This window comes from Croceicoccus hydrothermalis (assembly GCF_022378335.1).
GTDB classification, from domain to species: domain Bacteria; phylum Pseudomonadota; class Alphaproteobacteria; order Sphingomonadales; family Sphingomonadaceae; genus Croceicoccus; species Croceicoccus hydrothermalis.
Genome location: NZ_JAIQCI010000017.1, coordinates 1 through 15737 on the forward strand (window position 1 = coordinate 1; position 15737 = coordinate 15737).

At 57.3% G+C, this 15737-nt stretch carries 12 protein-coding genes; 5 read left to right on the top strand and 7 right to left on the bottom strand.

Annotation, left to right across the window (positions count from 1 at the left end):
* Positions 1 to 505: 505 nt before the first annotated feature.
* The 7 genes from K4G67_RS10830 to K4G67_RS10860 form a co-directional block, all read right to left on the bottom strand.
* Positions 506 to 1741, bottom strand: a complete 1236-nt coding sequence (locus K4G67_RS10830; RefSeq protein WP_239806389.1) for a hypothetical protein — start codon at positions 1739 to 1741, stop codon at positions 506 to 508.
* 34 nt (positions 1742 to 1775) lie between these two features.
* On the bottom strand, positions 1776 to 2975 hold the full coding sequence (locus tag K4G67_RS10835) for a GIY-YIG nuclease family protein (RefSeq protein ID WP_239806390.1): 1200 nt from the start codon (positions 2973 to 2975) through the stop codon (positions 1776 to 1778).
* Positions 2968 to 5031 carry a DEAD/DEAH box helicase gene (locus tag K4G67_RS10840; RefSeq protein WP_239806391.1) on the bottom strand — a complete coding sequence of 688 codons (2064 nt, stop codon included), beginning with the start codon at positions 5029 to 5031 and terminating at the stop codon, positions 2968 to 2970. Before K4G67_RS10840 ends, K4G67_RS10835 begins: the two co-directional genes overlap by 8 nt.
* Positions 5028 to 5354, bottom strand: coding sequence for a type II toxin-antitoxin system YafQ family toxin (locus tag K4G67_RS10845; RefSeq protein ID WP_142787205.1), 327 nt, complete (start codon positions 5352 to 5354; stop codon positions 5028 to 5030). The genes K4G67_RS10840 and K4G67_RS10845 overlap by 4 nt, the downstream gene beginning before the upstream one ends.
* The gene (locus K4G67_RS10850) at positions 5351 to 5662 is read right to left on the bottom strand and encodes a type II toxin-antitoxin system RelB/DinJ family antitoxin (protein ID WP_239806392.1); all 312 of its coding nucleotides are present in this window, start codon (positions 5660 to 5662) and stop codon (positions 5351 to 5353) included. Before K4G67_RS10850 ends, K4G67_RS10845 begins: the two co-directional genes overlap by 4 nt.
* Positions 5663 to 5760: 98 nt before the next feature.
* Positions 5761 to 6342: a hypothetical protein gene (locus K4G67_RS10855; RefSeq protein WP_239806393.1), complete on the bottom strand. Its 582-nt coding sequence runs from the start codon at positions 6340 to 6342 to the stop codon at positions 5761 to 5763.
* Positions 6343 to 6378: 36 nt separating this feature from the next.
* A complete protein-coding gene (locus K4G67_RS10860; RefSeq protein ID WP_239806394.1) occupies positions 6379 to 9150 on the bottom strand; it encodes a class I SAM-dependent DNA methyltransferase in 2772 nt (923 codons plus the stop codon).
* Between the two features lie 353 nt (positions 9151 to 9503).
* Between K4G67_RS10860 and K4G67_RS10865 the strand changes: the two genes are divergently transcribed.
* The 5 genes from K4G67_RS10865 to K4G67_RS10885 all read left to right on the top strand — a co-directional run bounded on the left by K4G67_RS10865 (position 9504) and on the right by K4G67_RS10885 (position 15696).
* Positions 9504 to 9857, top strand: coding sequence for a single-stranded DNA-binding protein (locus K4G67_RS10865; RefSeq protein WP_239806395.1), 354 nt, complete (start codon positions 9504 to 9506; stop codon positions 9855 to 9857).
* Positions 9858 to 10389: 532 nt separating this feature from the next.
* A complete protein-coding gene (locus K4G67_RS10870; RefSeq protein ID WP_239806396.1) occupies positions 10390 to 10620 on the top strand; it encodes a hypothetical protein in 231 nt (76 codons plus the stop codon).
* Positions 10621 to 10623: 3 nt separating this feature from the next.
* Entirely contained in the window at positions 10624 to 13563 is a 2940-nt protein-coding gene (mobF, locus tag K4G67_RS10875; protein ID WP_239806397.1) for a MobF family relaxase, read from the top strand.
* 84 nt (positions 13564 to 13647) lie between these two features.
* Positions 13648 to 15171 (top strand): LA2681 family HEPN domain-containing protein, encoded by a 1524-nt coding sequence (locus K4G67_RS10880; RefSeq protein WP_239806398.1) that lies wholly within the window; start codon positions 13648 to 13650, stop codon positions 15169 to 15171.
* A 174-nt stretch (positions 15172 to 15345) separates the two neighbouring features.
* Positions 15346 to 15696, top strand: a complete 351-nt coding sequence (locus tag K4G67_RS10885) for a KAP family P-loop NTPase fold protein (protein WP_239806399.1) — start codon at positions 15346 to 15348, stop codon at positions 15694 to 15696.
* The last annotated feature ends 41 nt before the right edge of the window (positions 15697 to 15737 follow it).

A 15737-nucleotide genomic window follows, 5' to 3' on the forward strand; every position in this document is an offset into this window, starting at 1 on the left:
GCCAAACGCAACGCCGCCGCAAAGCGCATCATCACAAAATAGGGCGTGTAGCTATCGCGCCGCGGTCCTCACCGGATGGATACACTTCACCATAGGAAGAACGCGGATTATCCGTTGTCATGATGAATGACGGGGCGCTTTCGAGCCCTGTGCCGCCCGCAAAATCCGCCGGTTTGCAGGGTACGCCGTAGCGGGGGCGACCCGCGCTGTACGGCTACAATATCGCAAACAGCAGGACGTTTGCTGAAGAGGATACTCCGATCAAGCGGCACGACCTGCACGAACAGTGCGGCAAATGGGCATCGCTTCAGCGCCGGCGCAGCCATCAAACGCCGTCCGGCTTGAAGATTTACAGGAAAGCGATGGCGGAGACGGAGTCCGACCTATATCTGAAATAACAATTTGATATCAGATCGATATGGAGATTTCAGAGTTCCCCAGACCCACACTCAGACCCACACTTTCGAGTGGATGCAAGCGGACATCCTGAGATCGTGGGGGTTGGTTACCAGCCATAGCGCGAAGGGTAAAAGCCCTTATCATCGTCCAGTCCAAACACGTGTTCAGCCTCGAACAGAGCCTCGAACCCTTCGACACTTGAAGTCCGCTCGGCTCGCTCGACGATTGCATTGAGCCAGTCAAGAAACTCGGTGGAACGCGGCGAGGACGTGGCTTTGAGTTCCTCAGTTAGTTGGCTGGCTAGGCGGCGCAGCCGATCGCGTTTCTCAACCCGCTCGAATACGAGTTCAAGCACCTTGAGCCGCCGGTCTTCGATATAGGCTAGTCGTCGAGCCTCGTTGCGCCGATGTGCCTCTTCTTCCGCACGGATGCGGTCTTCTTCGGCCCTTCTGTCATCCTCACGCTTGGCAGCGGCCAGAACGGCAAGACCAACGGCGATATCGTTCGCCATGTTTTCCACGCGCTGGATCTTGGCATCCTTGAAGGAGCGGCGAAGAGCCGACGAGTATCGCAGATAGAGATCGAACTCGAACGATATCTTGCCGGTCGGTGCGTAATCCCATTCTGGCCAATGGCTAAATGCGGAAAAGCTCGGGACGTAATCCCAATCGTTCCGTGCCCAGCGCCGTCCACGCCGTTGTCGTTCCTTCTCTTCCTTCGCCAATTCCTCGGGCGTAGGCTCGTGCTGCGATCGCTTAACTGCTTCCTTTAGATTAAAGGGGACAATCACGTTTCCGTCCGTGAACGCGGCGCGTTCAGCCTTGCCGCTGAGTTGAAAGCCTTGGACCTTTGCTGCTGTGACTATTCGGTTGAGCGATAGTTCGATCCGATCGATTGAATCCGGCGCTAACTCCGCGTCGATCAAGCCGGACTGCGCGAGTCTCACCAATCCTCGTTCGTCAGGCTTAGCCTTGCGCAACTTGGCCATCGATCGCGTTACGATGGAATGTTCCTGATCGACCTTTTTGGGATCGAACGCCGAGGCCCGAAGGCGGGCCTCTTCGCGGATTTGCGCGACGGAATCGGGTTCGTTGCGTAGTTCTCCGCCAGCGATGTTGATCGTGTCGGAAATGCCCGACTTCAGCTTGGGTAGCGGCGTTCGTTTGACCTTCTGGCCCGCAGCATGTTTTGCCCACCATCCCAGCGGAGGGTTGGGTACATCGTGCTTGCGGCAAATCTTGTGCAAGGCGACGTCAGAAAGACCGAATTCCTTTGCCAAGTGCGTCATTGGCTTGGACCAGACGAGCTCGTACAACTCGGAGCGGGTGAACTGACGTGCCATGAGCTAACTTCGCCTGAATGCATCCAACCACAAGTCAGACGTCATCTTGGGCAACGAACTCCGCCCTTGCGGGGTCGTATACGTGCTGCGTGACAGTACCGTCACTGATCCGCGCTACCAATTCGTTGATGATCGAAAGCGGGACAAGGAACCACTCGCGCGGCTGGACAGTTTTGCCAAATCGATCGCCTGCTGAAAGATCAAGGCGGGCAGGCCCGAGCGCACGATGGATCAGCCGTTCGAGCTTGGTCCGGTTGATGTTGAAGAGCTTGTACTCGGCCACGACTTCGACATCCGCGAGCATGAAAGTCGGATCGTTACGCGCGTTGGCAATCCGGCTGAGGACCGGCTGCCCTGTAACGCCTATCTTATGGATCAGCTCGCGATGCTCGTTGACATAGGGATGCGACGATTTGCTGCGGAGTACGTAGATAGTGCCGCTCTCCAGATCGTCGGGCTCAGCGGTGTCTCCAAAAAGCGGTCCTGCGCTTTGCTCGCTCACGCGCCTAGCGGACTCGTCCAGATATAGCGACTTCTGGAATGAGCGTGAAAGGATCGTCGCCTCGGTTGCATTGTCATAAATGACTCGGACACGGCGATCAGCCCGTTCATACTGAGTCGTAAAGGCGTCGGTCGAGGCGGCGATGTATGCGAGTTGCCCGCCGACGATGAAAAAATTACCCGGCTGGATTTCGGCCAGCGTGACCTCGGAATTGCCGAGCGCTTTGGCCTGTCTGCTACCGGCCTTCAGATCGACCTGAACCGCCTCGAACAGCGGCTTGAACTCTTCGAAATCCTCGCACCTTTCACGGTTGGCGATTTCTTCAGCCGCTCTCTTCTCGGCCCGAGAACTCACATGCCGCAGCTTTGTAATATCATCTTCGGAGCCCGGTTGGATTCCAAGTTCTGCCAGAAGTGCTGTGTCGTCCAATTCGTCCGATGGTTTCCCTAACGGCTCGACTGCATCCAGAATGCCGTCGGGGTCCATGCTTGCCAGGAGCTCTTGCGCCTCGGGAAGAGCGCGCAGCCTCTCAAGGCGGACAGCGTAGAGCCTCTCGAAGATGTCATGATCCTCCCCATGCCTGGGGAGCCGTCCATGCTCTTTGACGAAACGCTGGATATCCTCGAATCCCGCTATGATGCGTTCCTGAAGCGGGGTCAGCTTTCGAACCGGCTCGGGCGCTGTTTCGACACCAAGCTCGGCCAGCAGTTCGAGGTCACTCAATTCAGCCATTGCTGGCCTCTTTGGTGGCATGGCGTTGGAGGAAAGCGATGCCTTCGGCCATCTTGCGTTCCCACGCATCTTGAGAAGTCAGCGACGGCAGCCGTCCGCGCTCGCGCTTGAATTCCAGCGCGCGCTCAGCAAGTGCGCGCGCATCTTCGTAGGTCAGTTTGTCCTTCTTTGCGTTGATGACCGCCTGAACCTGCAACAGGGTCTTTGCATCCATAGACTTGGCCAAGACCGCAATCGTTGCCTCGAACGGATTGACCCGGTCGATAAGATCGATGTCGAGTTCCGTCACGCTGAGCGCGAACCTGCGCACACCTTCGATGAAGGCGGTATTTGCCTTGATCTCGCCGTCACCATCGCTTGTCAGCACAGCCTTGGCTTGCTGGGTCAGAGTCATCGCAGCAACCGCCTGCTGGCGGACCGCTTCCTGATCGTGTTCGCTCAATTCGGGGTACTTTTCCCGAATGATCTTGCCCATCTTGAGTTGGGTCAGTTCTTCTGGAACCACGTCGGGATCGAATACACCGCGTTCGACGACTGCCTTGTCCTGCACAAAGGTCGCAATGACCTCGTTGAGATCCTCGCGGCAGATACGCGTTGCCTCGACGCTTTTGGGCAGTTTGAGACCCTTGATCTCGAAATGCATCTGGCCGTGATCGTTCACGCCAAAATTGGTCTCACCTTCCTTGTATCCACCCGGCCCATAGTCAAAGTCCGGCTTCGGACCAGCGTCTTTTGGGGTGAAGTCGAAGCGCGGTGCGAGCACCTGCTCCATTAGCAAGCTGGCCGCAATCGCCTTGAGGTAATCGTTGATCGCGTCGACGACGAGCGGGCTGTCCGCGGCCGGTTCGGCGATCAGATTGGTGAAGCGAGCGCGGGTCTTGCCGGGTGCGTCACGGGTTGCGCGCCCGATGATCTGGATGATTTCAGTCAGGCTGGAGCGATAGCCGACAGTCAGGGCGTGTTCGCACCAGATCCAGTCGAAGCCTTCCTTCGCCATGCCCAGCGCGATGATGATGTCGACAAAGTCGCGATCCGATCGCGCATCGGGTGATTTCAGGGCTGCGGCGACGCGGTCGCGCTTGGCGGAATCGTCGTCGACCAGATCAGCCACCTTGATCACGTTTCCGACAGCCGTCTTGATCAGGTGGAACCCTGTCTCGGGATCGATACCCTGCCAGTCGCCGAGGTGGTTCATGATGTCCTCGGCCTCGCGATGCTTGTCCTTAAGGCTCTCGCGCGAATTGACCGATGGGATGTGGACTATGGTCTTCACCGTTGGATCGAGCAGCGCCGAAATCTTCTCGGTGTAAGGCCCGGTATAGAAGCTGTAGCCGATATCGAGCGTCTTCAAATACTCGTAGCCATTGAGCTGCTGGTAGTAGGTGTAGGTGACCGTCTCGAACTTGGCTTCGTCTTCTGGCGCAAGGACGGGAATGGCATCGCCACGGAAATAGCTGCCCGTCATCGCCACGACATGCGCCTTGTCGCGTCCGATCAACTGCGCAAGCTGCGCGCCGAGACGGTTGCCCGCATCGGCGGAGACGTGGTGGAACTCGTCGATCGCGACCAGGCGGTTATCGAACGCTTCCGGCCCAAGCTCGTCGAAGGCGAAGCGGAACGTCGCATGAGTGCAGACGAGCACCTTTTCGTCGCTCGCAAGGAATTCGCCGACGGCCTTCACCTTGGACTTCGCGACCTTTGGATCATCTGCTCCGGGCGTGTTGCACAGGTTCCATTGCGGAGCGACGTTCCAGTCGGTGAAGAAACCGTATTTGCTCAGTGGTTCGCTGTTGAAACTCGCGCCGATCGAGCGTTCGGGGACGCAGATGATGGCTTGTCGGACATTCTGGTGCGCCAGCTTGTGGAGTGCGATGAACATGAGCGCGCGCGATTTGCCCGAGGCAGGCGGGGACTTGATCAGCAGATATTGCTCGCCGCGCTTTTCATAGGCTTGTGCCTGCATCGGGCGCATGCCCAGCTCGTCCGACTTGGCCGACGCGCCGGTCTGGGCAGTCGTGAACGACACGGCGGGAATGATCTGATCCTTGGCGCTCATTTGAAAAGCTCACTGTGTGTTCCGGCGCGGGTGAAGAATATGCCGCCGCCGGGTGCCGGAATGTCTTCAACGCGGTAGATCAGCAGAAAATCGCCACCGACATGGCATTCGCGGTGACCCTGCCATTCGCCCTTGAGCGCGTGGTCCTTCCACTCGGGGCCAAGTGGCGCGTCATTGGCGATAAGCAACAGCATGACCTGCTTGAGCTTTTTCATATCGTATCGGCCCGAACGCGACAGACGTTCGAAGTCTTTCAGGAACGACTTCGCATAGCCAATCGTCCGGGGCAGCGCGGTGCGCTTGCTCGCAGCCGCTTTCTTCAAGACTTCGGTTTTCCGGCCTCGCGCAGGGCTTTGCTCTTTTCCTCGAGCTCGGCGAACATTTCGTCAGCATTGTCGAAGCGGGGCGTGCCGCCATTCTTGAAGAACTCGTCCGCCTCTTCCATCGCCGCACGGGTTTCCGCATTGGGAACCTTGAGCTCGAGCGGAAAGGCCTGATCGGTGGCGATACGGTGGAACAGCAGGCGCACGGCATCGGCGGTCGACAGACCCATCGCCGCCAGCGCCTCGGTCGCGCGGTCTTTCAGATCATTGTCCATCCGGACATGAATCATTGAGCTATGGGCGTTCATACCATCTCCTGTATCTCAAATGAGATATATGCTCTGTTTCGCTCCAAAGTCAATATTTTGCTTTTGCTTGCGCTCCGACTCAGCGGCTCGAAACCCGGCTAACTCTTGCTCGGGTTAGCCAGCGACCCGTTCGAAAGATCCTCGCGGATTTGTTTGCGGGCCTCCTCAATGCGCTCCCAAAATTCATCGACAGCCTTTTGAACGATCTGGCCGGGGTATTGTCCCGGCTCATATTCACCCTCGGAAGTCTCTTGAGCCACGTCAAAAGACCCTTGGTTGGCAATATGTCTCGCAGAGGCGAGCGATTTTGAGGAGCGTTCGCTTATCGCAACTTCATGCTTGTTGAGAAACTTGGTCAGCTGGCTCTCCAGTCCATAGAATTTCTCGGCGATAATGAGCTGGCCCTCGGACCAATCTGCGTCTGGCACGCGCGGCAGGCCCAAAATCTTGTCATATAAGCGAAAGAAGTCCTCGGCTGCTTTCAGTTCGCGTTCGAACATCAACTCCTGGCGCTTCAGCTTGAAGCGCAATTGTTCGGCCTCGACCTCTAGCTCAGACTTCTGCTTTTGCAGCCATTTTGGAAAGATGTAGCCGGATAGCAGGCTGCCAGCAGCACCTGCGATCAGCCCATATATGCCGAGTAAACTCAGCTTACCGATTTCCGTTGCCAACCAATCCATCAAATCCCCCTATCCGACGCGTCAAGTCGCCATGCTTTAAGCGGCCTTAGCGCTGGTCAATTTGGTGTAGAGTTCGAACAGCTTTTCGAGGCGTTCGGTGTCGTTTTTGAAGCGGCGGCCGATGTAGATGCGTTCCAGGACTTCGTCGTTGCGATCGTGCGCGTGGCGGAGGTTTTCGGGCATCTTTTCCGGATCGTAGAGCTCGGCGATGGTCTTGGGGAAATGCGCCTCGCGGGCGAGGAGGATGTCTTCGGCGCAGCGGGTTAGGTCGGCTTTGTGTTGTGCAGTCAGCTTGGGTGTGGGGAAGGTATTCCAGCCAAGCGTATTTGTGTACGAGTATCTCCGCTCGAGACGGCCACAAACGGTGCCAACCCAAACGATTTGCAGTCGGGACGCGAGGATCGAAAAGGCAACCAGATCACCGTCAAAGATGCCATATGCCCGGTTCGTAATCGTGTGATGTGAGTCGAGCAAATCAACCGGCAAATAGTCGCGCTTCTCAGATGAAACAGCGGGCATCGCTACCAACGCCGCTTCTGCGATATTCATTTCGCGGAAACGGTGCGGGGTGGCTCCTAGTGCTTTGATGGAATCATCTTTGTTACCTTCACGCAACGTGCGAACCTTCGCAAGTCGCTCCGATAGCGGCTCGATTTCCATTGCCTTTTTCAGGTCTGCGTCCTCAATCCAGACGCAATATTTTGGCTTCCCATCAATAATTTCGCTCGATCCACTTATGCGTCTGATGAAGGGACTCGCCGCCGGACTTTCCAACAGAATCGAATCTCTTTCCTGCATTGAAAGGAGCAAATGCCCACCCTCGTAGGGCATGTTCCCCCGGAGCATCTCGCCGAGTGAGGAGATCTGCGCTCCTTGCTTTTGTATTATGGTATCTATGTTGGGGACTAAGTAAGGACCGATCTTCGACGCCGAGAGCGCCACTGTGTCCCCGTCCTCCTCATAAAATAGCGTTGCTTGGTTTGACGTAGACCGAGACAAACCGACTATTACCACGGTTACGCCAGCGTTGTTTGCAGCTAAATTCTGCCACTTAAAATCAGTATGTGCGAAGGCGATACGATTGCCGTCCTTAAGGACGATTGGCCAAAGTAGGATTGCGTGCTGCCCTTGGCAAATAGTATTGATCGCCACAAACGCACCAGTAGCTTCAGCTACCCTGTTGTACTGGACGAGCTTCAGAAACCATCCTGAGACATAATTTAGCGACTTCCAAGAACGCGTGTGCGCTTCAAAAAGATGGCGCAGATCGTCCTTTTGTTCTTTGCTCTGATCATTGGTCCAAACATAAGGCGGGTTGCCGCAGATATATGTCTCGCCTCCCTCGTTCTCGAAATCGATCTCTGCTTGATCTAACGGCGTATTGAAAAGATCATCGCCCCGAAGTTTTACTGAAGACCCGGTTGATCGACAGATGGTCAGCCAGTCTATCCGGAGCGCATTCCCGCAAGTGATCCAATTCTGACTATCGAGCGGCAGGAAGTCGGCCAGCGCTTCCTTCTGGCCGCGATAGAGCACGTCACACTGGAACTCGGCGATGATCAGCGCGAGGCGGGCAATCTCTGCCGGGAAGTCGCGCAGTTCGATCCCGCGAAAGTTGGTGAGCGGGATGTCGCTGTCGCGCTCGCTTTCGCCGCGCCGCTTGTTTATCTCGGCCTCGATCTCGCGCATCTGCTTGTAGGCGATGACGAGGAAATTGCCCGATCCGCAGGCCGGATCGAACACCCTGATCTTCGCCATTCGATTGCGCAGGTTAAGCAGCTTGCGGCCGTTGTCTTCCGCTTCCTCCAGTTGCTGGCGCAGGTCGTCCAGGAACAGCGGGTTCAGCACCTTCAGAATGTTCGGCACGCTGGTGTAGTGCATACCGAGCGCACCGCGCTCCTCGTCATCGGCGACCGCCTGGATCATGCTGCCGAAGATATCGGGGTTGATCTGTTTCCAGTTCAGTCCGCCGATATGCAGCAGATAGCTGCGCGCCATTCGGCTGAAGCGCGGAACTTCCACACTGCCGGAAAACAGCGCGCCGTTTACGTAGGGAAAGGCATCGGCGTGGGGCGGGATGTTCGCCGCCTTGCGATAGCGATCGTCCAGCTTCCCTTCGTGCCGCGTGGGTGTGTCCATCGCGCGGAAGATGTTGGAAATGATTTCGTGCGTGTTAGAGCTTTCCCGGTCGCTGAACCGCTCGACCGTGGAGGTGAAAAGGCCCTCTCCGTTGAAGATGTCGGTATCCTCCGCGAAGAAGCAGAAGATCAGCCGCGCCATGAAGTGGTTCATGTCGGGCCGGCGTTCCGCCGTGGCCCAGTCGGGGTTCTCTTTCAGCAGTTCGACATAGAGCTTGTTGAGCTTGCTGGTGGCGCGGATGTCAAAGCTGTTCTCGCGGATTTGCTTGACAGTGGTGATGCCCGCGAGCGGTAGGAATGCGCCGAAGTGGTTCGGGAAATCGCTATAGGTGCAGGCGACGGATTCGCCGTTGACCAGATCCTCCGCCTGCAAGTCGGTGCCGTCCGTGGCGAGGATGAACTTGGCCTTCGCCGCGCCCGTCTTGGGGCTTTCACGCAGGGCCTTCAGCGTCTCGTCGACCGCGCCCGGATCGCATGTGGCGATATGGATATTGTTGCGCTGGAGGACACCGCCGGGAAGGTCCGAGGCATTGGTTGTCCCGGCCCGCAATTGCTTCAGCGTGTTAGCCTTGCGGCCGAACGCTTCGAGAAACGCGAATGGAAACTCGGCCCGGTCAAACGGCTGGACGGCCAGTTCTGAAATTGCTTCTTCGATTTCTACTGCATTCATGGCGCGATACTTGGCCGAGAGGCGGCTGATTCACAAGACAGGACAGGGATTTGCCGGAGGGAAACAGGCAGGGGATGCGGTGCCTCTTGTTCGGCTCCCAGAGTTCTTCCGTCCTTCAAGAACCATCCCCTTTTCATGACCTGATCACGCCCCTGACCGAACCCGGACAGGCGCTGCAACCCGCACCCATTCGGACCGTGTTGCCACGCTTCGCGCGGCTGCCCGCACCACTCCGATGGGCGAGGTTTCCCTCGCATACGCTCGGTGCAGTCCTGCCCGTGCCCGGCCTCAACGGGGCTCAGTCAAAGGGATGGTCCCTTGGACGGATCGAATGCCTCGAAAGGACACGAACAATGAAGAACACCGTCACCCTGGTCGGCTTTGTCGGCAACACTCCCGAAGTCCGGGAAACTTCCGGCAGCGCCACGATAACCAGCCTGTCGCTCGCTACTACGCGCAGCTTCAAGGACATCGAAGGCAACCGCCAGACCGAGACCGAATGGCACCGGGTCACCTGTTTCAATGGCATTGGGAAGAGCGTCGCCGAGCATGTCGCGAAGGGTGCCATGATCATGGTAGCAGGCCGCATCCACTATAGCCGCTGGACCGACGCCGAGGGGCGGACCCGCTACGGCTGCGAGGTCATCGCGGAACAGGTCGAATTCCTTGCGAGGGCGAAGGAAGGAGGGGCAGCAAAGGCCGCCTGACCGCAACCGTAATCTGACGCTCCCGAAGGCCTCGCTGGCACGATCCAGCGGGGCCTTTTGCCGTGCTTTAGATTGGCCTCAGTTCCAATCGCTCCTGCGCCGCGCGGGCGCGGAGATCTTCCTGGAAGTGGTTGGAAAACCGCTTCAGAACGAACCGGCAAAATGACTGGTCACGCAGGGGAATATGGGAAATTGGAGGGCACACCGTACCCGGAGATCCGGTTTTTGGGATGCGAGGATTTCTGCGGGTTTCGCAGCTATTTGACCATCCGTCGCCAAGTAATGCCATCTGATGTCATTTCTCGATCCGCAACTCACATGTGAGTTGCTCGGCGCTAAGCTATTAATCTGACGTCGAAAATTAGCGTTTTCCTACAGGGTGATCGCTGCCGTAGACTGATGTCAGTCCAGAGGGGTCATTGGGCCGAGGAGGGGCGGCCAAACGTTAGGTGACGCCGTGCGGTTTGCCCTTCAATGCTATGTCGACGAAGACCTTCATGCCCTTGTTAAATCCGCTGCTGATGCAGCGCATATGAGCGTCAGCCAGTGGCTAAAGCTCACCGTCATCGAGGCGCTCGACGACCCCCGGGACGAGGCGTTCCGCGATCAAGTCCTGGCCGATCTGCTGTTCACCAAGATCGCCCTCGATGGCTGGCTCCGAACCCACAAGGACAAGGAGTTGAGGGACCGAATTGTGGTCGCTTACCAAAGACGCATTCGCGAATATCGCGAGCGCAAGGCAGCCACGCGTGCGGGGCGCTGAGCGATGCTTTCGGTTGCCAATGTGCGCTCGGCTGGCGGTGCGGCCAACTACTTCGCCAACGACAATTACTACACCAAGGCGGACGCTGACCGGTCCGGAATCTGGGTCGGCAAAGGTGCCGAGCGGCTGGTCCTTTCGGGCATGGTCGATGCCAAAGCGTTCGAGGCAATCCTGCGCGGCGATCTGCCCAATGGCGAACGGATCGGGCACCAGGGACAGTACCATCGTGCTGGGACCGATCTGACCTTTTCGCTGCCCAAAAGCTGGTCGCTTCTGGCACTCGTCGGCAAGGATCAGCGGATCATTGACGCGTACCGTTCAGCGGTTGTCGAGACGCTCCAATGGGCAGAGAAAAATGCGGCCCAGTATCGCACCGAGAAGGGTGGCAAAGAACGGCTTCATGCCAGCGATAACCTGACCGTCGCGCTGTTCCAGCACGACACCAACCGCAACCAGGAACCGAACCTGCACTTCCACGCTGTGGTCGCCAACATGACGCAGGATAAGGATGGCAAGTGGAGAGCGCTGCGCAACGACAAGCTGTGGCAGCACAATACCTTGCTCAATGCCATGACAATGGCGCGTTTCCGGATCGAGGTAGAGAAGCTTGGCTACCGGATCGGCGCATTCGGAAAGCACGGTAACTTCGAAGCCAAGGGTATAGACCGTGACGCGGTGATGGCCTTCTCGACGCGGCGGCAGGAGGTGCTCGAAGCCCGACGCGGCGGCGGACTTGAGGCGGGTGTCGTGGCGACGCTGGCGACCCGGAAGGCCAAACAAAGCGATGTCGATCGCGGTGCCTTGATGGCCCAATGGGAGGGGCAGGCCTGGGATCAGAGGCTCGACCTTGAAGGCATGGTGCGCGACGCCAAGCTGCATTCGCACGAGTTGACTGTAGCGGCAACGAAGCGGGCAAATGATCGCCCCACTTTACTTGAACGGGGCAAGGCAATGATCGCCAGCGTCGCCGAGCGAATGGGCATCAAGGAGGGCGATCCGCTCATTCCCAAGCGGCTCCATATGAAAGGCCGGGAAGAGATTGCGACGGCTCACGCGGTTGCATCGGCGGTGCGGCATTTGTCCGAACGAGAGGCGGCGTTCACGGCGACCGATCTTGCCAAGGCTGCGCTCGATTTCGGCCTGCCGACAACGATGAAGTCCGTCGAAAAGCGCATTGGGCAACTTGCCCAGCAGGGCGCGCTGTTGCGCGGGCGAGGCGCGCAGAAAGGGTGGCTGTCAACATCAGAGGCGTTGGCGCTTGAGACCCGCATGCTGGCCGAGATCGACAAGGGGAACGGCGCAGTTCGTCCGATCCTCGATTCCCAGACCGCCGGGCCGTACTTGCAGGCGTCGGCAGCTATCAACTACGGCATGAAATTGAATACCGGACAGGAAGCAGCAGGCCGGTTGATCCTGTCTTCGACCAATCGAGTGGTCGCAGTCCAGGGTGTCGCGGGGGCGGGTAAGTCGAGCGTGTTGCGGCCCCTCAATCAGCTATTGGAAGAGCACGGCAAGAGAGTCATCGGCTTGGGTGTTCAGAACACACTGGTGCGCATGCTGGAGAAGGATACCGGCATCCCGTCGATGACCCTGCATCGCTTTCTCGGGCAGAATCGCAAGCTGCTTGATGGCTCGGCAGGCAAAGCCGAGATCGCCGCTGCGCGCGAAGACTATCGCGACACTGTCCTGGTTCTCGATGAAGCCTCAATGGTTTCTACCTGCGACCAGGACCGGCTGATCCGGCTTGTCAATCTGCTCAAGGTGGATCGTCTCGTACTCATGGGAGACGAAAAGCAACTGGGAGCTGTCGAAGCGGGCAAGCCCTTTGCTCTGGCGCAGCGCGCAGGGACCGAAACGGCACGCATGGACCACAATCTTCGCGCCCGCTCCGACACCCTGAAGAAGGCGCAGCAGGCGGCGCAATTGGGCAAAACCAGTGATGCACTCGAACATCTCAAGGATCACATTGTCGAGGTGCAAGAAGACAGCGCGATCTTTGCGGCGGAACGCTGGCTGTCTCTTTCGCCTGCCGAGCGCGAAAGCACTTCGATCTTTGCGGCTGGACGTCGCTTGCGCTCTGAGATCAATACCGCAGTCCAGACTGGCCTCGCCGCCAATGGCGAAATCGGACCGGCGAGCGTAAGCCTTGCAGTTCTATCCCGCGTAAACGCGACACGGGAGGAATTGCGCTACGCGCGCAATTATCAACCGGGAATGGTGCTCGAAGTGGCGAGCCGCCAGTCGCGGCATGGTCTCGGACGAGGAAGCCATGAGGTCGCCGCCGTCGATACCGAGAAGGGTGTTGTTACGCTTCACAATGAGCAAGGGCATTTGCGCCGCTTCGTGCCAGCGAGGTTGTCGGCGAAGGGCAGCGATCAAGTATTGCAGCTGTTCGAGAAGAAGGATCTCGGTCTCTATACCGGCGATGCCATCCGTTGGACGGCGAGTGACCACAAGCGCGGAATGATAAATGCCGATAGGGCAATAGTGACAGCGATCGATCATGAAGGGGTGACGGTCACGACCTCCAGCGGTATGGAGCATAAACTGAAGCCAAACGATCCGATGCTGAAGCGGATCGACCTCGCCTACGCGCTCAACGCTCACATGGCGCAGGGCATCACAGCAGATAAGGGCATTGCCGTGCTAGACAGTCGCGAGCGGCGACTGCTCTCGCAGCGCAATTTCCTAGTCACGATCACGCGATTGCGAGACGAATTCATGCTTATCGTCGATAGCAGGGAGAAGATCGGCCGAGGTATTTCGACCAATCTGGGCGAAAAGACTTCTGCAGCAGAAGTAGCCGAGCGGCTTGGTATGGCAGCGGAGAAGGGGCGGCGCGTGGGTCAGGTCCAAGCGACCAAGCAAGACCCTCACGTTGAAGGAGAGAAGGTATCAGAGCTAGCCAAGGAGCGGGTCAAGCCATTTGAGATAGGGCTCTGAATGATCGGCTAAGATTGGCTCGTAAATGCTTAGGAAATACTGCAATACTCTGAGGCAATGGCAGGATGTGATGAATGTGACGGGTTGTCGGATGCCGAGGCGCTTGCTTGTCTCGGCGAGATGGTTGATCGCGCTGCGGACACCAATGACGCAATTCTGAATGATGCCGCGCTCGCCTGCTCGGAGCACTTGCGGTCTCGGGACACTCTCGACGGAAAGTCGCTGGTTCTCTTGCACTATTTCCGCGCGAACGCTTTTGAAAGCCGGATAGGCTTTGCGGGAGATAAACAGAGCTGGGCGTGGGATATCCCGCACTTTCAGGATGTCTTGTTGGAACTGCGTCACGCAGTTGGCCATGAGGCCTTCGCGAACATTGATCCGTTCCGCCAGTGTCAGATTCTCACCAACCTTGGGAACAAATTGAATGCCGTTGGCCGTCCAGTAGAAGCACTTTCCTACTGGGGTCGAGCGATCGCGATAAACCCGAAATTCGCCATGGCCCTTGCCAATCGGGGATATGGGCTGGGCCACTATGGGAACGCTTTGTACGACGGAGGGCATTTTGGCCTGTTCCTGTTGTCCGCGTATGACTCCCTCTCCGCAGCGTCCGGCGAAGATGCTGTCTTCGATTCACCTGAAAACTATGCATACAAGCCGCAATTTGTGCAGGCGGCCCTGCGTGCCTCTGAACGGTTGAACATCGACGATGCGCGGGCAGACTTGGCGCGGGAATTTCCTTTGGGGCGGTCAAGGGCCGAACGAGAGTATCGTTCCTGGTGTCTGGAACATCGCCTTTTCCTCAATCCACTAAATGACCTAGGCGACTATACCATCGCCGCCCACGATGTCCTGCACTTGCCCTCGTTGACGTTGGGGATCGATGAAGGCGGCGCAGAACCACCCTCCGCATTTGGTTTCTATAACCAGTTGAAGCAGGAGTTCGTTTCAGCACGTTGGCTCTGCTATGAGGGACTGACCGAACAGAGCGGACATTTCAGCGACAATGGCACCCATCTCTATGACCCTTTGAGCATACCGTCCTATTCGCTGGGAACCGAGAAGACCAAGCTGGCCTTCCGGATGGCATACTCCCTGTTCGACAAAGTCGCATTTTTCATAAACGACTACTTCAAGGTCGGGCTTGGTGAGCGGGAGGTAAGTTTCCGAAGCCTCTGGTTCGAACGTAAAGGGAACCCCAAACCGCTCAACGCGGTTTTCGACGGACGCGAGAACTGGCCGCTACGAGGTCTATATTGGCTTTCAAAAGACCTTTACGAGCCGACATTTCGGGACGTTGCCGAGCCTGAAGCGAAGGACATGGCCGACCTTCGCAATCACCTGGAGCATAAGTACTGTCAGGTTCACGAAGATTTGGGGATCGGTTACAGCAGCTTTGCTACTGCCCAGAACGGCCAGAGGCTTGGCTTCCGCATCGGGCGCGAAGAGCTTGATTCCAAGACTTTGCATATACTGAAACTTGCACGGGCCGCTCTAATCTATCTGTCGTTGGCTGTTCACCGTGAAGAACAAGTTCGGGGGGCGGCCAGGGAAGACACGTTTGCTGTGTCGATGCCCCTATGGATGTGGAACGAAAGGGGGCGGCTCTGACTGTTCGGAAATGTTTGCGCTAGGTACGGCGAGGCCGTCTTTTCCAACCGGATATTTTCTTCTTGGACGGAGATTTGTTCGGATTGTCTTTGTAAAAACCGATTTATAACTCTAATATTTCTCGATCTTTTTGCAATAATTGAAAATTCCATGTGCCATTTGAAAGACTGTTGAATGATTGTCGCAGACAACGAAACCGCAATAGACTTGCTCTACTACGAGGCGATCGCCCGTACCGTAGTGAGACTGGTCGCCGAAAGGACGGATGAACCGCTGAGTGTGGGCGTTCACGGCGATTGGGGTGCGGGTAAATCAAGCATCTTGGCAATGGTCGAAGAGGCCTTCGCGGAGAAGGATCGTGTCCTATGCGTGCGCTTCAATGGATGGCTGTTCCAAGGATTTGAAGACGCCAAGGCAGTTCTGATCGAAACCATCGTCGATGAACTGCTCCGGAAGCGTTCGACAAGTGCGAAGGTTACCGACCTGTTCGCCGTCAGCACCAATGGCACAGATTTACGGTTGTAGATTAAGGAGGATTTGGGTCTCGTCGTAGTGACGAAGGAACG

Bases quoted from the DNA above. Each gene is read 5' to 3' on its own strand.
- K4G67_RS10830 (WP_239806389.1), bottom strand. From the start codon at position 1,741: ATGGCACGTCAGTTCACCCGCTCCGAGTTGTACGAGCTCGTCTGGTCC.
- K4G67_RS10835 (WP_239806390.1), bottom strand. From the start codon at position 2,975: ATGGCTGAATTGAGTGACCTCGAACTGCTGGCCGAGCTTGGTGTCGAA.
- K4G67_RS10840 (WP_239806391.1), bottom strand. From the start codon at position 5,031: ATGAGCGCCAAGGATCAGATCATTCCCGCCGTGTCGTTCACGACTGCC.
- K4G67_RS10850 (WP_239806392.1), bottom strand. From the start codon at position 5,662: ATGAACGCCCATAGCTCAATGATTCATGTCCGGATGGACAATGATCTG.
- K4G67_RS10855 (WP_239806393.1), bottom strand. From the start codon at position 6,342: ATGGATTGGTTGGCAACGGAAATCGGTAAGCTGAGTTTACTCGGCATA.
- K4G67_RS10860 (WP_239806394.1), bottom strand. From the start codon at position 9,150: ATGAATGCAGTAGAAATCGAAGAAGCAATTTCAGAACTGGCCGTCCAG.
- K4G67_RS10865 (WP_239806395.1), top strand. From the start codon at position 9,504: ATGAAGAACACCGTCACCCTGGTCGGCTTTGTCGGCAACACTCCCGAA.
- K4G67_RS10870 (WP_239806396.1), top strand. From the start codon at position 10,390: ATGAGCGTCAGCCAGTGGCTAAAGCTCACCGTCATCGAGGCGCTCGAC.
- mobF (WP_239806397.1), top strand. From the start codon at position 10,624: ATGCTTTCGGTTGCCAATGTGCGCTCGGCTGGCGGTGCGGCCAACTAC.
- K4G67_RS10885 (WP_239806399.1), top strand. From the start codon at position 15,346: ATGATTGTCGCAGACAACGAAACCGCAATAGACTTGCTCTACTACGAG.